The 18679-nt window shown below is 69.3% G+C and carries 22 protein-coding genes; 7 read left to right on the top strand and 15 right to left on the bottom strand.

From position 1 onward, the window contains the following. Positions 1–74: 74 nt before the first annotated feature. Entirely contained in the window at positions 75–971 is an 897-nt protein-coding gene (locus GT755_RS26060; protein WP_161482270.1) for an LCP family protein, read from the top strand. Here GT755_RS26060 and GT755_RS26055 read toward each other — a convergent pair. The 3 genes from GT755_RS26055 to GT755_RS26045 all read right to left on the bottom strand — a co-directional run bounded on the left by GT755_RS26055 (position 964) and on the right by GT755_RS26045 (position 3552). Then, on the bottom strand, positions 964–2106 hold the full coding sequence (locus GT755_RS26055) for a hypothetical protein (RefSeq protein WP_161482269.1): 1143 nt from the start codon (positions 2104–2106) through the stop codon (positions 964–966). The genes GT755_RS26060 and GT755_RS26055 overlap by 8 nt on opposite strands. Continuing rightward, positions 2103–2426 (bottom strand): DUF4365 domain-containing protein, encoded by a 324-nt coding sequence (locus GT755_RS26050; protein WP_235967377.1) that lies wholly within the window; start codon positions 2424–2426, stop codon positions 2103–2105. The genes GT755_RS26055 and GT755_RS26050 overlap by 4 nt, the downstream gene beginning before the upstream one ends. Before the next feature lie 223 nt (positions 2427–2649). Then, positions 2650–3552, bottom strand: a complete 903-nt coding sequence (locus tag GT755_RS26045; RefSeq protein ID WP_202610546.1) for an NAD(P)H-binding protein — start codon at positions 3550–3552, stop codon at positions 2650–2652. 74 nt (positions 3553–3626) lie between these two features. Between GT755_RS26045 and GT755_RS26040 the strand changes: the two genes are divergently transcribed. Then, positions 3627–3830 carry a hypothetical protein gene (locus GT755_RS26040; RefSeq protein WP_161482266.1) on the top strand — a complete coding sequence of 68 codons (204 nt, stop codon included), beginning with the start codon at positions 3627–3629 and terminating at the stop codon, positions 3828–3830. 154 nt (positions 3831–3984) lie between these two features. On the opposite strand, the gene GT755_RS26035 is transcribed toward GT755_RS26040, so the two are convergent. From GT755_RS26035 to GT755_RS26015, 5 genes are all read right to left on the bottom strand, one after another. Then, entirely contained in the window at positions 3985–4569 is a 585-nt protein-coding gene (locus GT755_RS26035; RefSeq protein WP_161482265.1) for a hypothetical protein, read from the bottom strand. Positions 4570–4642: 73 nt separating this feature from the next. Further along, positions 4643–5707: an aminoglycoside phosphotransferase/kinase family protein gene (locus tag GT755_RS26030; protein WP_161482264.1), complete on the bottom strand. Its 1065-nt coding sequence runs from the start codon at positions 5705–5707 to the stop codon at positions 4643–4645. A gap of 71 nt (positions 5708–5778) precedes the next feature. Beyond that, complete coding sequence (locus GT755_RS26025; protein WP_161482263.1) at positions 5779–6120, bottom strand: hypothetical protein; 342 nt, start codon at positions 6118–6120, stop codon at positions 5779–5781. Between the two features lie 69 nt (positions 6121–6189). Further along, positions 6190–6798 carry a GntR family transcriptional regulator gene (locus GT755_RS26020; protein WP_328794503.1) on the bottom strand — a complete coding sequence of 203 codons (609 nt, stop codon included), beginning with the start codon at positions 6796–6798 and terminating at the stop codon, positions 6190–6192. Further along, complete coding sequence (locus GT755_RS26015) at positions 6795–7676, bottom strand: EamA family transporter (protein WP_161482261.1); 882 nt, start codon at positions 7674–7676, stop codon at positions 6795–6797. The genes GT755_RS26020 and GT755_RS26015 overlap by 4 nt, the downstream gene beginning before the upstream one ends. A gap of 373 nt (positions 7677–8049) precedes the next feature. Here GT755_RS26015 and GT755_RS26010 point away from each other — a divergent pair, with 373 nt between their 5' ends. From GT755_RS26010 to GT755_RS26000, 3 genes are all read left to right on the top strand, one after another. After that, the gene (locus GT755_RS26010) at positions 8050–8424 is read left to right on the top strand and encodes a barstar family protein (protein ID WP_161482260.1); all 375 of its coding nucleotides are present in this window, start codon (positions 8050–8052) and stop codon (positions 8422–8424) included. Positions 8425–8795: 371 nt separating this feature from the next. Next, entirely contained in the window at positions 8796–10922 is a 2127-nt protein-coding gene (locus tag GT755_RS26005; protein WP_161482259.1) for a sensor histidine kinase, read from the top strand. Then, positions 10919–11260, top strand: a complete 342-nt coding sequence (locus GT755_RS26000; protein WP_161482258.1) for a DUF742 domain-containing protein — start codon at positions 10919–10921, stop codon at positions 11258–11260. The genes GT755_RS26005 and GT755_RS26000 overlap by 4 nt, the downstream gene beginning before the upstream one ends. Here the strand turns inward: GT755_RS26000 and GT755_RS25995 are convergent. Beyond that, positions 11235–11600, bottom strand: coding sequence for a hypothetical protein (locus GT755_RS25995; RefSeq protein WP_161482257.1), 366 nt, complete (start codon positions 11598–11600; stop codon positions 11235–11237). The two genes, GT755_RS26000 and GT755_RS25995, sit on opposite strands and share 26 nt — an antisense overlap. A 175-nt stretch (positions 11601–11775) precedes the next feature. On the opposite strand from GT755_RS25995, the gene GT755_RS25990 reads away from it, so the two are divergent. Next, the gene (locus GT755_RS25990; RefSeq protein WP_161482256.1) at positions 11776–14055 is read left to right on the top strand and encodes a right-handed parallel beta-helix repeat-containing protein; all 2280 of its coding nucleotides are present in this window, start codon (positions 11776–11778) and stop codon (positions 14053–14055) included. Here GT755_RS25990 and GT755_RS25985 read toward each other — a convergent pair. The 5 genes from GT755_RS25985 to GT755_RS25965 are packed head-to-tail and all read right to left on the bottom strand — an operon-like array spanning position 14037 to position 17436. Next, positions 14037–15149: an acyltransferase family protein gene (locus GT755_RS25985; RefSeq protein WP_161482255.1), complete on the bottom strand. Its 1113-nt coding sequence runs from the start codon at positions 15147–15149 to the stop codon at positions 14037–14039. The two genes, GT755_RS25990 and GT755_RS25985, sit on opposite strands and share 19 nt — an antisense overlap. 38 nt (positions 15150–15187) lie before the next feature. After that, on the bottom strand, positions 15188–16123 hold the full coding sequence (locus GT755_RS25980) for an NADP-dependent oxidoreductase (protein ID WP_161482254.1): 936 nt from the start codon (positions 16121–16123) through the stop codon (positions 15188–15190). Continuing rightward, on the bottom strand, positions 16120–16512 hold the full coding sequence (locus GT755_RS25975; RefSeq protein ID WP_328794502.1) for a VOC family protein: 393 nt from the start codon (positions 16510–16512) through the stop codon (positions 16120–16122). Before GT755_RS25975 ends, GT755_RS25980 begins: the two co-directional genes overlap by 4 nt. Positions 16513–16537: 25 nt before the next feature. Continuing rightward, on the bottom strand, positions 16538–16981 hold the full coding sequence (locus GT755_RS25970; RefSeq protein ID WP_161482252.1) for a hypothetical protein: 444 nt from the start codon (positions 16979–16981) through the stop codon (positions 16538–16540). Beyond that, a complete protein-coding gene (locus GT755_RS25965; protein WP_161482251.1) occupies positions 16978–17436 on the bottom strand; it encodes a hypothetical protein in 459 nt (152 codons plus the stop codon). The genes GT755_RS25970 and GT755_RS25965 overlap by 4 nt, the downstream gene beginning before the upstream one ends. A gap of 39 nt (positions 17437–17475) precedes the next feature. On the opposite strand from GT755_RS25965, the gene GT755_RS25960 reads away from it, so the two are divergent. Then, a complete protein-coding gene (locus GT755_RS25960) occupies positions 17476–18360 on the top strand; it encodes a helix-turn-helix transcriptional regulator (RefSeq protein WP_161482250.1) in 885 nt (294 codons plus the stop codon). Here GT755_RS25960 and GT755_RS25955 read toward each other — a convergent pair. After that, on the bottom strand, positions 18350–18673 hold the full coding sequence (locus tag GT755_RS25955; protein WP_161482249.1) for a hypothetical protein: 324 nt from the start codon (positions 18671–18673) through the stop codon (positions 18350–18352). The two genes, GT755_RS25960 and GT755_RS25955, sit on opposite strands and share 11 nt — an antisense overlap. Between the last annotated feature and the right edge of the window lie 6 nt (positions 18674–18679).

Raw genomic sequence — 18679 nt, 5'->3', positions numbered from 1 at the left:
CACGCAGACGTAACATTTTCATTGTTTCCTTACTGGTTCTGTCACTTCCGCTGGCCGCACTCTTCACCATCGCGATGGAGCGGCAGTACACCTACGACCGCAACATCACCCGCATCGACGACGTCTTCCCGGCCGAGCCGGAACGCCCCGCCAAACCCGTGGGCGACGCCCAGAACTGGCTGCTCATCGGCTCCGACGCCCGCCCTGGGGAGAAGGGCTTCAACCGCGCCGACTCGATCATGCTGGTGCACCTGCCCGCCGACCGGGCCCAGGTCTTCTTCATCGGCGTCCCGCGCGACTCCTATGTCCCGATCCCCGGCCACGGCACCGACAAGATCAATTCCGCGTACGCCTATGGCGGCCCCAAACTGCTCATCTCGACCCTGGAAAAGCTCACCGGAGTGCGCGTCGACCATTTCGCCGCACTCGACTTCAGCGGTTTCATCGCCATGAGCAAGGCCATCGGCGGAGTGGAGGTCGAGGTCTCGAAGGAGACCTACGACTCGGCCAACAAGATCACCTGGCCACAGGGAACGGTGCACCTGGAAGGCGAGAAGGCACTGTTGTTCGTCCGCCAGCGCTACGGCCTGCCGGGCGGCGACTTCGACCGCATCAAACGCCAGCAGGCCTTCCTCCGCGCGGTCGCCGACAAACTCATCAACGGCGGCGTGCTGACCGACCCGTTCGCCCTGAACGACTTCCTCGGCGCCCTGACCAAATCCATCAGCGTCGACTCCGGGGTGTCCATCGGCACCCTGCGCGACCTGGCGATCGAGCTACGCGACATCCGCGGCCACAGCCTGGTGGCCTCGACCGTGCCCTTGGCCGGGACCGACACGGTCAAGGGCGCGAGCATCGTCCGCCTCGACGAGAAGGCGGCCAAGACCATGTACGCGGCGATCAGGGACGACAAGCTGGATCAGTACTTCGAGGACCACGGCGGCACGTCGAACACCAAGCAGGTCAACTGACGGCCCGGATCCGCACCGGTGGCTCCAGCCACCATGAACGCTTCTCCAACACGACGACGCCCGAGGCGACCACAGGCCGTCTTTCGTCGTGGGCCCGAAGCGCGAGCCGGTAGTCGTCGCCCGCCAGCCGCATCTTCACGCGGCGCCGGGTCCGGCCCAGTGACCCGTCGACGACGACGACCCCTTCATCCTGCCCTTCCGCCCGCTCCAAGCGGACGACCTGCCCGACGACGTCGTCCTGTTCAACGACGGGCCGTCGCCGCAGGGCCTCGCGTACGAGTTGTACTCGCTCGGGGTGGGGGCGTCGCAGCACGACGCGGCTCGCCGCCTCGGCGGGCTGCGGCTGACTCGGCGACCACCGGAAGGAGACGTCCAAGGCACGCAGGCCGGGGAACTGGCTCATCCGGTCGATGGAGTCGATCAGTTCGGCGCTGGCGCCGTTCTGCACGGCCTCGTCGAGTTCGATCGGCTGATCTTCTTCCAGCAGGTCTCGCGAGGCGGCGAGCCCCGTTGCCAGTGTGGTCATCACTCGTCGCGTGTAGGTGCCGATGGCAGCCGTGTCGGAACCGCTCTGGACGGGCAGTTCCTCCGACATCTCCTCGTCGTGCCGGGCGAGGATCGTGAGCACGAAGCTGCCACGCAGGGTGTGCCCCATGCGTACCTCCTCGGCCAGGAACTCCTTCACCGCGTCCGGCCGACGGCCCTGGTTGAAGGCTCGGGGACGGATGGCACTGCAGGCCGCCGCCGACAGCATCTGGTTGATCCCTGTCAGCAGGTCCTGGGCCTCGGCCAGGGGAATCGACCCGTCGACCGTCGCCTGGTCGGCCCGGACGAGCAGGATGTCGCTCCGGGCACCGGCTATCTCCAGTGCGAGATCCTCGTCGTTCCTGAGTTCGTAGACGTCGGCGATCGTCGTGAGAGCGTCGCGGAGGCGGGCCGGGAAGTCTCGGTAGGAGCGGTCGAAGGGGAGCATCAGACTGGCCCGTTCGGTGGTGCTCTCCCAGATGGAGTAGAGGTTCTCCCGCCAGTCGGTACGCAGCCATCCCCTCACTCGGAGAAACGTCTCGACCGCTGCGGGGGACAGGTCGTCCACCCCCACCAAGGGCCGGGCCGCGAAGTCCCGGGCTGTGGTCATGGCGCCCCTCCGTCACCTATGCGCTGCAGTATCGCCAATAGTTGTCCGACCGTGAAGACACGCTCCCTGGGGAGGACGACGGTCTTCGAGTCGGTGTCGGTCGAGGCACCGCCCTCGAGGCACGTCCAGTAGGCGCTTCTGCGGAGCAGCATGCCTTCGTCGCTCACTTCAAGCCACTCCCCGAGCCGCGACGGCACGAGAAGGACCACCAGGATTTTGCGGTTGTAGGTATGCGGGTCCCGCAGCGCGTCGTAGTGGTCGCGGCTGAGCCGCCAGTGAACGCCGTCGTCCTTGAGCACGTCCTGCTCGGTGCATTTCATCCGTCTGGCGGACCGTGAAGTCGACGCGTTCGTCATCCACCCGCAGGTCTGAGATCTTGCACCGGGCGGCCGCGGTGATCGCGTGGACGAACGCGAGACTGAACTGCTCTTTGCAGTGGGTCATATGCATGGTGCCGTAGGGGGCGCCTTGGGGTGTGCGCAGCTCATCCCAGGGATCCTGCGTAGAAAGCACCACCGATGTTTACCATAAGAAATCAATCGATTACTGAGAGAAAATGGATCTGTGCTCCGCCACGAACCGCTCGACCGTCTGCGCCGGCTGCCGGGTGACGCGGAAGACGTCGTCGGTGGCGCGGTCATAGCGGTTCTCGCGGTGGAGCCGGGCCATCGTGGCGACGTGCTGCTGGGTGTGCGGCGGCAGGCCCGTCTTCGGCAGGACGTCGGCGATCCACTGGTCGAGCGGGACGTCGCGGTAGGTGACCGAACGGTCGAGCGCCTTGGCGAACTCCTCGGCCACGCCGTGCATGTCGAAGGTGTGCGGGCCGGTGAGCTGGTAGACCTCACCGACGTGCGGGGACGGGTCGCGCAGGATCATCGCGACCACGCGGGCGACGTCGTCGGAGGCGATGGGTGAGGTGCGGCCCGAGCCGAACGGGAGCGCGATGGTGCCGTTCTCGCGGATCGACCGCGCGGCCAGGGTGGTGAACAGCGGGTTGTCGAGGAAGACGGTCGGCCTGACGTGGGTCACCGGCAGGCCCGACCAGTCGAAGACCCGCTCGGCCAGGTAGTGGAGGCGCTGCTGGTCCGACTCGGCGGTGCTGGTGGCGGTCATCTGCGACACCGTCATCTGCGACAGGTCGACCAACCCGTCGAGCACCCGCATGTCCTTGGCCACCGACGCCACGACGGCCGCCGCGAGGAGATGGTCGGGCGAGACGGCCATCCCGAAGTACATCCGCGAGACGCCGTCGAGCGCCGCGGCGACCGTCTCGGGCCTGGTCAGGTCGCCGATGACGACCTCGACGCCGAGGGCGCGCAGATCCGCGGCGCGCTGGTCGTTGTGGCGCACCATGGCCCGGACGGGCACGTCCATGCGGTGCAACCGCTCCAGGACCTTGCGCCCGAGGCCCCGCGACCCTGGGACGAGAACCAGCCTTCCGGCCACCACAACCCCCTTATGTCACTCTTTGTGATCATACGGACACGAACTTCGGGGGTGTCCGGGGCGTCTACCCCTACATGATCTCGCCACCGTTGTGCCCGGGGTGCGGCACGAGCCGCCTGGTTCCGATCGCGTACGGATACCCGCACTTCACCGACGAACTGAAGCGGGCCCTTGAGGAGAAGCGGCTCGTGCTGGGCGGGTGTGAGGTCCGCGACGAGAAATGGGCCTGCCCGTCCTGCGAGAACCGCTATCCGGAGCTGGAGAGCGGCGCCCAGTAGATCTGTGGCTCCACCTACACGACCGCACCTATCCGAACGAATTGACCTCGGGCGATTTCTGCGGCTAGCCTTACATTCAGTGACGGTCCACTGCGGTGAGACCCGGAAGTGAGCCTCGGGAGATCCTGCCGGACGACAGGGCCCGGGGCTTGCGTCATTTCTCACCTTGGTGATCTGCCCGGACCAGGTGCACGGTCACCCGAGAAGCGAGCCGTTCCAGGTACTCCCCGGCTCCCGTGCGAGAGTGGCCGACCGCCCCGCACAGGACGTCGGGGATCCACAACATCGGTTCGCTGGGACCAGGTTCGTGGAAGAGGCGCAACGGAGCTGTGAGGCTTCGCCGACGCCGCAGGTGTTCCAGCATCTCGCGGTCACGCCGGTCGTCGGCCGGACCTCTCGATTCCAGTACTAGCTCACCGCATTCCAAGACGCTCAGCTCCCGGAATAACGTCTCAAGGCACTTCCGACGACGGCGTTCCGGCCGATCGGCCTCCCCGGCCACCCGGACGACGACGAAGCCCTCGACGGGGAGGTCCGCGATCGCGTCGACCAGTTTGAGCCGGCGATCGTGAGACTCGTCCCGCCAGTGGACTTTGCGCTGACCCCGCAGCAGAAGCCCTCTCATCTGCTCACGGACATGCGGGACCACATGGGCCTCGCCGACGGCAACGGCCATCAGGTACGTGCCGGGATCAAGCCGAGCGTCCGACCCTGATTCGTCTCCCCAAGCGACGTACATAGACAACCCCTAGACCTCTATTTATGAGATCTATAGCAGGGATCATCGGTGGACAGGGCCGAATCGCACCCCATCAGGGGGCGGCGTAGACGCCGCCCTCTGAGAGCACGTGGATGATCGCGGGGTAGATCGCCGGGCTCCACGCCGATCCGTCGAGTCGTTCGCGGTGGGCGCGCAGGGCCGTCTCCAGGAGGAACAGCCAGGCCACCAGCGGGCGGGCCTCTCTCGGCACGCCCAGTTCGCCCAGCAGTCGCACCGCCGCGACGCCCGCCGCCGACGACGCCTCGTGCAACGACGCGCCCCGTGCCGTCAGGGCGGCGTGGAAGTGCCAGTGGAGGATGTCGAAGCCCAGGGGCACGTCCGGGGCGCTGTGGCCCCAGCCGTCGAGGTGTGGTCGGCCGGCCGACCACAGGACGTTGTCCGGGATCAGGTCGCCGTGCCAGCGGCCGAAGGTCAGGGGGACGTCGCCGTAGCAGCGTTCCAGGCGGTCGGCCAGGCGGTCGGCGACGGTGGCCAGGCGGGGGGCGTCGCGCAGGGCGATGATCTCGCCGCGCAGGCGTCTCCAGTACGCCGACTCGCCGAGGATCACCCGGCTGCGGGGGCCGCTGAAGGCGATGTCCCTGATGATCTGGGGTGCCGGGGCGGGGTCGCCCTGGCGGTGGGGGCGGCCGGTCCACGAGGTCACGGTCACCGGGTGGCCCTGCCACTGCGACTCGGCGAGCAGGCGGGGGGCCAGCCGGTGGCCGGTCAGGGCCGACACGGTCACGGCCTCGTTGACGGCCAGGACGCTCGTCGCGGTGTTCCAGCCGACCGTCGCGCGGGCGACGGCGCGGCCCCGGGAGTGCAGCCACACGTACGGGCGGTCGGGGCGCAGGGAGAACGTCGCCCGCAGCGGGCCGCGGCCGAGGAGGCCGGTGAGCCAGGAGACGAGCAGCGTCTCGCCGGGGTCGGCGTCGGCGCGGACGCTGACGACCACCGGGTGGAGGGCGAACACGCCGCGTGGACGGAGTTTTCCGCCGGTGTAGGAGTAGCGTTCGGCCTCTCGGTAGCCCGGCGGGATCTCTCCCGTGGTGACGCGGACGACGTCGCCGGCCGGTTCCCAGACGCGTGCGATGAGACTGCGCAGATCGCCGTTCATGATCTGAATCCAAACCCAGGTGACAACAGACGCTCTTTGTCACTCTATGTCGGATTCAGGGGCGATCTTGGCTAGTCGTATTCCAAATCTGGAAGCGGATGGGGTGGATCAGGGCTGCGCCAGACCACGACGAAGCCGTCGTCGGCGTTCTCGACGGCCCACGAGAGGCGTTCGAGGTCGAAGTCGGGGAGGTAGCGGAGGCGGGCCAGAAAAGTCGCGTCGGTGGCCGAACGGGGCACCACGCAGTTCTCGCCGGCGCGGTCTTCCAGGACGATGAGCACGTCGGACTCGGTGACGCCGCCGACCCTGACCTCTATGACGTCCTCCCACGCCAGCGCCTCGACGGAGCCGTCGGCGTAGTGGCGGGTCACGCCTTCTTCGGTGACGTACACGTAGGTATCCGGCACGTGCATGGGCGCGATTGTGTCGGGCTTTGGGTGGTCCGGCAAGATGGCCTGCCGCCCCGGCCGGCCGCGGCTTGCTCAGATGCGCCAGACGAGGTGGTCGCGGGCGGCTTTCGCCGCTGCCTGCGGGGTTCCCGCTTCCAGTCGTTCGAGCAGTTCGCGGTGCTCTGTCACCATTTCATCTCGATCTGGGTACGCCTCCCGGAGGCGCACCACCCCGAGACGGGTCTCGGCCGACAACGACAGGTAGAGGCGCAGCAGCCGAGGGCTCCCGGCGGCTCTGGCGAGGGCCTCGTGGAGGGCCATGTGCTGGGCGACGATGCCGGCCCAGGGGGCGTCGTCGGGGAGCGCGGCCATGGTGTCGAGGGCCCGGCGGGCCTCCTCGATCCGCCGCCCGGCCACGGCGGCGCCGACGAGGTCCTCCAGCGGGCGGCGTACATAGAGGAGGTCGTCGAGATCGTCGCGGGTGAAGTCGGGCACGTACGCCGACTTGTTGCGCTCCCGTCGCAGGATGCCCTCGTGGACGAGGGCCGCGATGGCCTCCCTGACCGTGGGGCGGGCCACGCCGTAGGTCGCCGAGATCTCCTGTTCGGGGAACTGGGTGCCCGGGGCGACGTCACCCGACAGGATGCGGGTGCGCAGGGCGTCCGCGAGGGCTTCCACGGTGGAGACGGGGCGCAGCTTCACGCCGGAGAGCCTACTTTTTCCGGCCGGGCCACCACGATCAGACTGACCGCGAGCATGGCCAGACCGGCCCATGACGTGGGGCTCAGGGTCTCGCCCAGGACCGCGACGCCCAGCAGGGCCGCGACGGCCGGTTCGGCGAGGGCCAGGGTGCTGGCGGTGGCGACGGGGGTGCCGCGCAGGCCCCGGCCGTACAGGACATAGGACAGGGCCGTCGTGGCCAGGCCCAGGTAGAGGATCGTGGCCAGGCCGGCGGGGTCGGCGAGCCAGGAGAGGTCGCCGGTCAGCAGGACCGGGAGCATGATCAGGGCCGAGACGCCGAACATGACGGCCATGACGGCGTCGCTGGGGTGACCGGCGACGATGGCGCGGGCGGCGATGACGGCGTACGAGGCGTAGATGAAGCCCCCGACCAGGGCGAGGCCGACGCCGAGCGGGTCGACGGTGCCGCCGCCGGGCAGCAGCAGCACGGCGCAGCCCACGATCGCCGCGGCGGTGCCCCACATCCACTGGCGGGAGGGCGCCCGCCGGTCGAGCGCCCACGACAGCAGGCCGGTGAAGACGGGACCGCTGCCGATCAGGATGACGGTGCCGATCGCGACGCCGGTCAGGTTCACGGCGACGAAGAAGCAGAGCTGGTAGAGGGCCACGCACAACCCGCCGAGCAACAGCGTTGGGCTGGGCCGGACCCTCCCCCCGGCTCTGAGCAGCACGAACCCGGCCAGCGCCGAGCCGCCGATGACCAGCCGCGCGGCGGCCAGCGCGACCGCCCCGGCGGCCGCGAAGGTCCCGGCGGTGCCGGCGGTCCCCCAGAGCACGGCGGCGAGCACGACGAACAGCGCGAGAGGCGGATCGCCGAAACCCGCCCGAGCCCCGCTCATGAGCCCGCCCCGGCACCAAGCAGACACAGACGGCCGAAAACCGACCGTGGCCCGCACGGTGAACCCGCCCGACCAGACACGAGACGAGGACTGCCTGAAGCGGGTCTGGGCCGGTCTGTCCGGGATGATCCGGGACGCCCTGAGATGTGCATGCGTCAGATTGTCTGACAACTAGACACAGGATCGCAAGCGATTTGCCGCCGACTGGCATTGATGACGCGCAGTAAAGATCTGACAGGAATCATTGACTTTCCAGGCCAGGGCCAATGACAATGCACCGAAAATGCGGTGCATAAGTTAATGGGAACCGTTGTTTTTACCCGGAAGATTCCCGGAGACGTGGGAAGCGCCTCTCTCGGGGAAGACCGCAACCATGTTGAGTCGGTTTGTACGGGCGCCCCGGACCGTCGGGGTCGCCACCGCCATCGCCGAGGTCAAGGAGCGGGGAGGCATCCCCCACCCCCTCGACGGCGCCGAAATGGTCACCTCCGCCGCCGCCTTCGAAGCCATCGCCCGCGCCCTCGATTTTCCGCCAGGTTTCGGTCACTACCTCGATTCCCTCTACGACCACCTGACGGACCTGTCATGGTTGTCGCCGGGCGAGCACGTCCTCATCTGGTCGCGGCCGTCGGTCCTCCGCAAGATCGACGCGACGGCCTACGACGGGCTCGGCTCCGTCCTCTCGGACGCCGCCAGCGACGGCACCAAGGGCGACGCCACCCTCACGGTGGTCATGCTCGACAACTGACCAGATCGCCGGGCAGACGGCCATCCGGGGGTCGCCGCTGACCACATGCGCCCATCACGTAGACCGAAACGTTGCTTTCGGGTGGTGTTCTACCTCACATTCGCAACCGGCGGGTCACACAGCGGAGTGTGACCGCCGTCACCCTCAATGGGCATCGATTTCTTATCGGCGCAGGTGGCGAACGGATTCGAGGACGACGGAGCGTCATCGTCGACCGGAACTTCAGTCGGTACCCCGACACGGAAAGCCGCGAATCGGTGTCAAACCTGAATAGCCCCCATTTTGTTGCGAACGCCACCTAGTTCCACAGCTCACGCGTTGCTATTGTTTCGCCACTATTAACGCATGTGTTCGCCCTCTGCTGAGGTCCCATGGCTGGCCGCAAACGCTCCATCCGGTTCAAGATCTTCGCGGTCTTGCTCGCCCCCGTGACCGCTCTCGCGGTCATCTGGGCGTTGACCGCGGCTATAACCCTCACATCCGGCCGGGAATACCTCCGCGTCGGGATGGTCTATGAGCACATCGTCCTGCCCTCACGCGCCGTGCTGACCGAGTTACAGCACGAGCGCCTGATGTCGGTCACCTACCTCGGTGGCGGCTCCTCCTTCCACGCCGACCTCGACGCCCAGCAGAAGCGCACCGACGAGATCGCGGCCGGCCTCGCCGGGCACGCCGTCTCCGGGCGCGAGTACGCGCCGCCGGCGCTCTGGGACCGCGTACAGGAACTGCTCCGGCAGCTCGACCGGCTCGACGGGCTGCGCAGTCAGGTGGAGAACCGGGAGATCGGCCGCCTCGACGCCCTCACGCAGTACAGCGAGATCGCCGAGGTCGGCTGGCAGGTGTACGACCGCATGATGATCGCCCCCGACCTCGACCTGATCGGCCAGACGAAGGCGGTCGTGCTGGTCGGGCGGGCCCGCGAGATCGTCAGCCAGCAGTCGGCGCTGCTCGCCGGCACCCTGGGCACCGGCCGGATGAGCGAACGCGAGCAAGAGGTGTTCGTCGAGATGGCCGCCAAGCGCTCGCTGCTCTACAGCCTCGGCTTCAGCGGCCTCGAAGGCTCGATGCGCGACCCGTACGTCAAGCTGAACGGGTCCCCGGCCTACCTCGACTTCGTGAAGCTCGAAGGGGCGGTCCGCGACAAGATCCGGCCCGAGACGCCGCTGCCGCCGGAGGCGGGCCGCTGGCAGGCCACCACCGAGGCCCTCTCGATCACCCTCGACAAGCTGGGCGGCCAGGCCAGCGTCGAGATCGGCAACCGCATGCAGCCGGCCGTCATGAACGTGCTCATCCGGCTCGGCGTGCTCGCCGTCGTCGGGTTGATCGCCCTCGTGGTCACGCTGCTGGTGTCGGTCAGGTTCGGCCGCCGGATCTCCGCCGAGCTCGGCGCGCTGCAGAACGCGGCCGTCGACCTGTCGGACCGGCGGCTGCCCGACATCGTGCGGCGGCTCAGCCGGGGTGACGACGTCGACGTCAAGGCCGAGACCCCGCCGGTCGAGGTGCCCGGCAACACCGCCGAGGTCGCCACGGTCACCAACGCCTTCACGTCGGTGCAGTCGACCGCCGTCCAAGCGGCGGTTGGCCAGGCGCAGCTGCGGCAGGGCGTCAACAAGGTGTTCCTGAACCTGGCCCGCAGAAACCAATCGCTGTTGCACCGGCAGCTCGGCATCCTCGACGGCCTGGAGCGGCAGACCGAGGACCCCAACCTGCTGGAGCAGCTCTTCGGCCTCGACCACCTGACCACCCGCATGCGCCGGCACGCCGAGGGCCTCATCATCCTGTCGGGCGCGGTCCCGGGGCGCGGCTGGCGGGAACCGGTCGCCCTGTTCGACGTGGTCCGCGCCTCGGTCGAGGAGGTCGAGGACTATCTGCGGGTGGACGTCAACGTGCCGCACCACGCCAAGCTGGTCGGCCCGGCCGTCACCGACGCCATCCACCTGATCGCCGAACTGGTCGAGAACGCGACGATCTACTCCCCGCCGCACACCCGGGTCACCGTCCACGGCGACCTGGCGGCGCGCGGGTTCGTCCTGGAGATCGAGGACCGGGGGCTCGGGCTGAGCTCCGAGGAGATGGCCGCCATCAACGAGCGGCTGGTCGATCCGCCGGAGTTCGACCTGGCCGACAGCGACCGCCTCGGCCTGTTCGTCGTCGGACGGCTGGCCAAGCGGCACGACATCACGGTCAACCTGCGGCCGTCGCCGTACGGCGGCACCACGGCCATCGTGCTGATCCCGGCCGAGATGGTGGTCGTGCCCGACCCCGCGCAGATCGCGGCGGCCGAGCGCCTGGTGCCGGCCCAGCCGACCGAGGGACCGGTGTTGTCGCCCGTGTCGGGCCGGCACTCGCCGGGCGCCCCGACGACGGCCGAGACCGACCTGCCCCGGCGGGTCCGGCAGGCGAATCTGGCGCCGCAACTGCGGGAGGAGCAGGGCAAGTCTGACTTGTACTCTTCCTTCCAGGCCGGTTGGCGCCGAGCGGAGGAAGACGAAGCGTGACCGAAGAACCACCTCTGCTGCGCCCGTACACCCTCACCCGGGGGCGGACCCGGCCCACCGGGCCGGAGTTCGAGCTGATGACGATCATCCGGGCGGTGCCGGGAGCGCCGCTCGGGGGGCTCACCCCGGAGGAGCTCCGGATCGTCCGGATCTGCCAGTCGCCCTCGTCGGTCGCCGACCTCGCCTCCGACATGGGCCTGTCGCTGAACGTGGTCAGGATCCTACTGAGCGGTCTGCGCGACCGGAACATCATCAGCGCCCGCGCGCAGGCCACCGTGGCCCAGTTGCCGGAGGAGCGGATCCTGCGCGAGGTCATCCAGGGTTTGCGAGCCCTCTGAGGGCCTCGTCGAGATGCCGTCGTGCCGGTTCGAGCACCTGCTCGGTGTAGTCGCCGAGCAGGTCCGCCGGACCTTCGGGTAACAGAAGTAACTCCTCGCCGTCGAGGTCGACCGTCCCGTCCACGGTCCAATCGGGACCGTCGGGGCGAAGCCGCACCTCACAGACCAGTTCGCGGCCGTCGGGAAGGGTGTACGAAACCCCGAGGCGCACCGTGCCCACGAGATCGGTGATCGGCGACCAGCGCCGGACGTCGGGATGGAAGTCGAGGTAAAGGTCGCGACCGGCCTCGGAAAAGGCGCTGGCAGCGGCCATGACGGCCCGGAGAAGATCGTCGTGCACGGCTCGGTTAATCCTCGTTAATACAGGCATTCGCTGTGACCTGAGGGACTCAGGCCGTTTTTGTAACTTCTGTGTACACGATCACGACCCTCTCGGTATGAAAGGGCCTATGCCTCTTCGTTATAGAAGATTCGTCATCTGTTCGCTTGCCGTCAGCGGCGCGATCGGAGTCGACGTGGCCACTCAGGCGATCGCGGCCCCGCCCGCCTCAGACGCGATCCACGTGTCGGCGAGCACGGGCGACGACGCCAACCCGGGAACCGAGGGTGCGCCGCTGCGAACCGTCGCCGCCGCCCTCAAGCGCGCCAAGGGCGGGGTGATGACGACCATCATCCTCCGTGGCGGCGAGTACCGGGAGTCCCTGGGCAGCATCGCCAAGCCGGTGACGATCCAGTCGTCGCCCGGGGAGCAGGCCTGGTTCAAGGGCAGCACCGACATCCCGGCCGCCAAGTTCGTCCGCGACGGCACCGCCTGGCGCCTCGACGGCTGGAACCCGCAGATCTGCCGGAGCGCCTGCGTGTACCCGCCCGACATCACCACGGGCAACACCGTCGGCGGCGACCCGGAGATGGCCTTCTACGGCGGCAAGCCGCTCCAGCAGGTGACCTCCCGCGCGGCCGTAACCGACGGCACGTTCTACTGGGACGGCCGCGGCACCGTCTATCTCGGCAGCGACCCCGCCCGCGCGCGGGTCGAACTGGCCTCCATCCCGTACGCCGTGCACTTCCTGCCCGGTTCGGAGAACTCCGTGCTGCGCGGCCTGGGCTTCGCCCACTACGCGACCAGCCAGGACTACCGCAAGAAGCCGGCCGCGATCATCTCCCAGGCCAGGGGCGTCGTGCTGGAGGACAACACGATCACCCTCAACGCGGCGGCCGGGGTGTCGGCGCTCGCGAACGACATGCGCCTGGCCGGGAACACGATCATCGGCAACGGCTTCACGGGCGTCAGCTCCCACAAGGCCGCCAACCTCACGATGTACGGCAACGTCGTCTCGGGCAACAACACCGAGAAGATCGGCCTGGTGGCGGTCTCCAGCCTCGCCGGGGCCGGGATGAAGGCGACCTTCCTCGTCAACGCCAACATCCGCGACAACGTGTTCGACGGCAACCAGGGCGCCGGGTTCTGGTGCGACCTGTCGTGCGAGAACGTGCGGCTGGTCCGGAACGTGGCCCGGGGCAACGCCAAGCACGGCATGTACTACGAGGTGTCCTCACGCGCGCTGATCGCCTCGAACCTGCTCGCCGGGAACGGGCAGTTCGGGCTCAAGATCAGCGGCTCGAACAAGGTCCGCGTCTATAACAACACCATGGCCGACAACGCCTCGCCCATCCAGGTCGCCGAGGACCCCCGGCCCCACCTCGACCGCTGCAACGCCGACAACTGCCCCGCCCCCGACGCGGTGGCGCGCGGGGTGACCTGGGACACCGCCGACGTGACCCTGATCAACAACATCTTCTCCGGCCGTTCCGGCGGGGGCGCCCTCGTGGACACGGTGGACGCCAACAGCGCGTCGTCCGGCAAGCGGGTCGGCGCGGCGAAGATGATCCCGGCCGGGCAGATGGACAACAACGGCTACTACCGCCCGACGACCGCCTCCCAGGTGGCGAAGTGGGCGCTCCCGGCCGGCAACGACCAGGCGTTCACCAGCCTGACCCAGCTCAGGTCGACCGGCCGCGAGGGCAACGCCCACTACCAGGAGGGCACGGAGGGCTTCTTCACCGGCGGCGACTACAAGCTGAAGTCGGGCTCCCCGGCGGCCTCGGCCGGCGCCCCGCTGCCCGAGGACGTCGCCGCGGCGATCGGCGTCGACCCGGGCAAGAAGGTCCCGTTGGGCGCGTTACGCGGCCCGAGCGTGGAGACCACGCCCCCGCCGCCCACTCCCACTGCCACGCCCACGAAGTCGCCTACCGCTTCGCCGAGCGCCAGTCCGTCCGTCACGCCGTCGAAGTCGCCCTCGCCGACGCCTTCTCCCTCGCCGACGCCTTCCCCGTCGCCGTCGCAGACGGTCGCGCCGGTGCTGGATCTGCTGCGCAGGCAGTTGTACATCGTCACGCACCCCACCGAGGGCCACTCGCTGCTGACCCTGAGCAGAGGCGAGGCCGACAAGGCCGTGGCCCGCTACGGCTACGTCGACCAGGGGGTGACGCTGTTCGTCTCCGGGCGCGCGGCCACCGGCCTGGTGCCCATCCACCGGCTGGTCCACCCGACCACGGGTGACCGCCTGTTCGCCCGCAACACCGTCGAACGCGACAACGCGGTGAACCGCTCGGGCTACGTCTACGAGGGCGTCACCTTCTACGCCGTCAACCAGAACACCCCGGGCACGATCGCCGTCTACCGCCTCAGGAAGGGCGCCTTCCACAACTACGTCGTCGGCCCGCAGGCCCGCGACGCGGCGGTCGCCGACGGGTGGACGTACGAGCACATCGCCTTCTACGCCCGCCCGGCCTGACGCACCCCGAACAGCTCCCGCAGGTAGGGAACCCGCCGCACGATCTCGTACGCCGCCAGCGTCACCGCGAACGACACCGCGACGATGGCGGCGTACTTGACGGGGATCGGCGCCTGCCACCGCACCACGTGGTAGGCGGCCACCACCACGACGGGCTGGTGGACGATGTAGACGAACAGGGCGGCGGCCATCAGGTAGCCGCCCTGTTCGGTCCAGGTGCGCCGGTCGAGGAAACCCAGGATGGCCACGCACAGGCACCAGGAGGCCGCGCCGTAGAGCGCCCTGGCGGCGACGTGGGCCGGCACCATGTCGGTCATCGGATCGCCGGGGACGAGCAGGAAGCCGATCGCCCCCACGGGGAAGAGGACGCCGCCGATCAGGGCGGCGAGAGGGGCGTCTCGCCGCATGGCCGCCCTCAGCCGGTCGTCGGCGGCGACGACGTAGCCGTACAGGAAGAACAGCAGGTAGGCCCACCGGCTCCAGGCCGCGAACTCCTGCTCCAGGCCGAAGAGGGCGCAGATCAGTGTGATCGGCACGAATGGCAGCAGGACGAAGCCCCGGCGCGCGAGGAAACCGTAGTCGGAGGGGATCCAGCGCGCGGTCGCGGCCAGGATGAGCGACCAGGCGACCAGCATGACCACGAACCAGAGGTGGCCGACCTCGAAGTGCTCGCCGTCCAGCACGAAGGGAAAGTCGGCGAGGTTCAGGTGGACGTCGAAGAACTCCGGCAGGAACGCCCAGTAGCTCTGGGTCATCCCGGACCTGATCCATTGCGGGATCGGCACGATCGTCACGACGGCGACGACGAGCGGCAGGCCGAGGCGCAGTAACCGGTCTTTCACGAAGCCGCCCGCGCCGCGTTTGCGCAGCGAGTGGAAGGCCGCCACACCCGAGACGAGGAAGAGCGCCGGCATCGCCCAGATGACCACGAACCCGGCCAGGATCGTCGTGATGGAGGTGGTGTCGGCGTTCTTCACGTAGAAGTCGTCGTCGGCGTCGAACACCAGCGCCGCGTGGCCGAAGATCAGCCCGAAGACCACGACGGTCCGGATCAGATCGAGTTCCGGTCGTCGGGCGGACGGCTGGGTGACCATGTCCGCCAGTGTCGGCCCTGGAATCGCCGCGCGCCAGATCAGGGCACGGTGAGAACGATCTTCCCCGTGGTGCGGCCGGACTCGCCCAGTTCCATGGCCCTGCCGAGTTCGTCCAGAGGGAAGACCGCCGCGATCGCGACCCGCAGCCGCCCGGCGTCGATCAGCGCCGCGAGGCTCTTCAGCGCCGACAGGTCGGGTTCGCAGATCATCGACTCGACCCGCACACCCTGGTCGACGGCCTGATCCCGCAGGCCGGCGACCTCCATGGAGGCGACCAGGGAGACCAGGACACCGCCGGGCCGCAGCACCGTGAGCGATCTCGGCCCGTAGTCGCCGCCGATGGTGTCGATGACGGCGTCGAGCCCGTCGCACACGGTGGTGAAGTCGGTCGACCGGTAGTCGATCACCTCGTCGACGCCGAGGTGGCGCAGGAAGTCGTGCTTGGCCGTGCTGGCGGTGCCGTAGACGTAGGCGCCGCGGGCCTTGGCGATCTGCACCGCCAGGTGCCCGACCCCGCCGGCCGCGGCGTGCACCAGCACCTCGTCGCCCTCGCGGACCTTGGCGACGTCGACCAGCGCCTGCCAGGCGGTCAGGCCGGCCAGCGGCACCCCGGCCGCCTGGACGTGGTCGAGCGCGGCCGGTTTGGGGGCGAAGGTGCGGGCCGGCGCGGCGACGTACTCGGCGAAGGCGCCGTGTCCGACGGGGTAGCGCAACATGCCGAAGACCTCGTCGCCCGGCTTGTAGATCGCCACCCCTCTGCCGACCGCCTCGACGACCCCGGAGACGTCCCAGCCGAGGACGAACGGCGGTTCGCCGATCAGATAGCCGGTCGAGCGGTGTTTCCAGTCGGTCGGGTTGAGCCCGGCGGCGTGCACCCTGACCAGCACCTCGGTCGTTCCGGGGACCGGTTTGGGCAGGTCGACGGCGTGCAGGACCTCGGGCCCGCCCAGCGTGTCCTGGCTGATCGCTTTCATCCGAGCTCCTCGAACAGGGTGAGTTGCAGCCCGTCGGGGGCGGTCAGCCGGGCGTTGAGCGAGTTCCACGGGGTGCGGGTGGGCGGCGCGAGCACGTCGGCGCCGTGCTCCTCCAGCAGCGCCGCCGTCGACTCGGCGTCGGGGACCTCCAGGGCGACCCTGATGTGCCCGGCCACCCGCCGGCCGACCTCGACGCGGTCGATGAACTGCGCCTGGCGGACGTCGACGATCTCCACGGTGGCCCGGCCCGCCGACAGCAGGCGGACCCGGCCGTCGTCGGAGGAGAAGTCGGCGATCTCGTGGAGGCCGAGCACGTCGCGGTAGAAGTGAAGGGCCTCGTCGTAGTTCTCGGCCGTCACGACCAGCCGCAGTTCCCGAACCTCAGTCACATGATCCACGTTACCCGTCGATGATCTAACGGCGGGTGAAGTCCATGGTCCAGTTGGTCAGCCAGGTCTCGCCGCCGTCCCGGGAGAAGGCCTGCTCCCAGTGGGCCGACTCGGGGGTTATGGCGTTCCAGATGAACCGGGCGTCGATCTCCTCGCCGGCGTAGTGGTCGCGGCCGAAGAACTCGCCCACTCCGCCGGTGAAGGTGCCGACGACGGGGGGCTGGAGCACGCCGTACCGGGAGTTCGACCAGTAGAGGGACCACTCCTTCTTCTCGACGTCGAACAGGCGCAGCGTGATGCCGCTGAAGGTCGGGCAGACCATCTCCTCGATGTTGGCCGAGCCGTCGAACAGCGGGCGGCAGGTCGAGTGGCCGGTGAACTCCTCCCATGCGCTGCCGGGGTCGACGTAGTTCAGGCGGCGGCGGTTGGCGACGGTCCAGTCGCCGATGAGGAAGTCGAAGCCGGTCATCCGGTCATCCCTTCGGGGAGCGAGTCGGTCAGGTAGGCGGCCAGGTCGGGCCGTTCGGGGGCGAGCACGTGCCGTACCCAGGCGTCGCGCTCATGGGTGATCGGCGGCAGTTCGTAGACGCAGCCGATGAAGTCGGGGGCCAGCCGCACGAAGTGGGCCGGGTCGTCGTCGGGGCAGCCGAGGAAGCGCTGGCCCCCCGCCGCGCCGGTGAAGCGCAGGGCGTTGTCCCAGGCCCAGGAGTAGACGTTCAGATAGGCGCCGGTGTCGCCGCCCCGGTGCAGCACCACGAACGAGGCGGGCGGGGTGCCGTCGGGTTCGGGCAGCAGGTCCGGCAGCAGCGCGTAGGCGGCCCTCTCCACGTGGGGTTCCGGGGAGCCCACGTGGTAGCGCTTGACGTGGCGTCCGCCGACCTCGATCGGCGGCGGCACGGTGAGGATCTTCTCCGCGAAAGCCATGCCTGGACGATAAGGAGGCTCCACTGCCAAGGTGTGTCAGTGAAGTCGAGCCGACTGCTCGCGATGGTGCTGCTGCTCCAGACGAAGGGCCGCCGCACCGCCGCCCAGCTCGCAGAGGAGCTCGACGTCTCGGTGCGCACCGTCTACCGCGACGTCGAGGCCCTGCACGCCGCGGGCGTCCCGATCTACGGAGACGCCGGCCACCAGGGCGGCTACCAGCTCGTCGCCGGCTACCGCACCCACCTGACCGGCCTGAACCCGGCCGAGGCGGAGGCGCTGTTCCTGTCGGGACTGCCCGGCCCGGCGGGCGAACTCGGCATGGGCGACGCGCTGGCCGGGGCCCAGCTCAAGCTGCGCGCCGCCCTGCCGCCCGACCTGCGCGCCCAGGCCGACCGCATGCGGGCCCGCTTCCACCTCGACGCGCCCGGGTGGTACGCCAGGGACACCTCGGTCCCGTTCCTCGGCGCGGTCGCCGACGCCGTCTGGCGCGGACGCCTGCTCTACGTGCGTTACCGCAGGTGGAAGGCACCAGAAGAGGTCGACCGGGTGCTGGAGCCGTACGGGCTCGTGTTGAAGGCCGGCCGCTGGTACCTGGTGGCCGGGCCGGGGCCGCGTACCTACCGGGTCGACCAGATCCTCGCGCTGCGCACCTCGGCCGAGGAGTTCGAGCCGCCGGACGACTTCGACCTCCCGGCCTACTGGCGCGACCACCAGGAACGGTTCCACGCCTTCCTGCAGCAGGGCGAGGCCGTCGTCCGGGTCGACGGCGCCGAGCGGACCGTCCCGATCGAGTCGATCCCGAAGGCGGCCCGCCACTTCCTGTCGCAGGGCCCGTCGGTCGAGGTGCTCGAACCCCGCGAACTGCGGGAAGAGGTGGCCCGGCTGGCGGCCGAGGTGGCCGCGCTCTACCGCCCTACCCCGTAGCCCGCGACACCAGCGCCACGATCAGCGACGCCACGCCCCCCTGCACGATCGACAACACGGCGTCCTTCGCGCCGCCCGCGACCGCCGTCGCGAGCGCTCTCAGCCGTCCCGGCTGCTCCTGTACGGCCGCCACCACGGCCCCCGGGTCGGCGACCGACCCGTCGGGGGCGATGGCTCCGGCCCGGCCGAGCTCGGCGATCAGCGCCCGCAACTCGGCCACCGCCGCGGTCACGTCGACCGAGCCGTTGTTGACGGTCACATTGCCCTGGTCGTGAACGTTGAAGGTGTCGCGACCGTAGTAGGTGTCGCCCATCCCCGG

This window comes from Herbidospora solisilvae (assembly GCF_009901565.1).
GTDB lineage: Bacteria > Actinomycetota > Actinomycetes > Streptosporangiales > Streptosporangiaceae > Herbidospora > Herbidospora solisilvae.
The sequence above is the reverse complement of the archived record's forward strand: the minus strand, read 5'-3'. Positions and strand labels throughout refer to the sequence as shown.

Excerpts from the sequence above, each read along its gene's own strand:
- GT755_RS26060 (WP_161482270.1), top strand. The coding sequence starts at position 75 with ATGGAGCGGCAGTACACCTACGACCGCAACATCACCCGCATCGACGAC.
- GT755_RS26055 (WP_161482269.1), bottom strand. The coding sequence starts at position 2,106 with ATGACCACAGCCCGGGACTTCGCGGCCCGGCCCTTGGTGGGGGTGGAC.
- GT755_RS26050 (WP_235967377.1), bottom strand. The coding sequence starts at position 2,426 with ATGAAATGCACCGAGCAGGACGTGCTCAAGGACGACGGCGTTCACTGG.
- GT755_RS26040 (WP_161482266.1), top strand. The coding sequence starts at position 3,627 with ATGATCTCGCCACCGTTGTGCCCGGGGTGCGGCACGAGCCGCCTGGTT.
- GT755_RS26035 (WP_161482265.1), bottom strand. The coding sequence starts at position 4,569 with ATGTACGTCGCTTGGGGAGACGAATCAGGGTCGGACGCTCGGCTTGAT.
- GT755_RS26030 (WP_161482264.1), bottom strand. The coding sequence starts at position 5,707 with ATGAACGGCGATCTGCGCAGTCTCATCGCACGCGTCTGGGAACCGGCC.
- GT755_RS26025 (WP_161482263.1), bottom strand. The coding sequence starts at position 6,120 with ATGCACGTGCCGGATACCTACGTGTACGTCACCGAAGAAGGCGTGACC.
- GT755_RS26015 (WP_161482261.1), bottom strand. The coding sequence starts at position 7,676 with ATGAGCGGGGCTCGGGCGGGTTTCGGCGATCCGCCTCTCGCGCTGTTC.
- GT755_RS26010 (WP_161482260.1), top strand. The coding sequence starts at position 8,050 with ATGTTGAGTCGGTTTGTACGGGCGCCCCGGACCGTCGGGGTCGCCACC.
- GT755_RS26005 (WP_161482259.1), top strand. The coding sequence starts at position 8,796 with ATGGCTGGCCGCAAACGCTCCATCCGGTTCAAGATCTTCGCGGTCTTG.
- GT755_RS25985 (WP_161482255.1), bottom strand. The coding sequence starts at position 15,149 with ATGGTCACCCAGCCGTCCGCCCGACGACCGGAACTCGATCTGATCCGG.
- GT755_RS25980 (WP_161482254.1), bottom strand. The coding sequence starts at position 16,123 with ATGAAAGCGATCAGCCAGGACACGCTGGGCGGGCCCGAGGTCCTGCAC.
- GT755_RS25970 (WP_161482252.1), bottom strand. The coding sequence starts at position 16,981 with ATGACCGGCTTCGACTTCCTCATCGGCGACTGGACCGTCGCCAACCGC.
- GT755_RS25965 (WP_161482251.1), bottom strand. The coding sequence starts at position 17,436 with ATGGCTTTCGCGGAGAAGATCCTCACCGTGCCGCCGCCGATCGAGGTC.
- GT755_RS25955 (WP_161482249.1), bottom strand. The coding sequence starts at position 18,673 with ATGGGCGACACCTACTACGGTCGCGACACCTTCAACGTTCACGACCAG.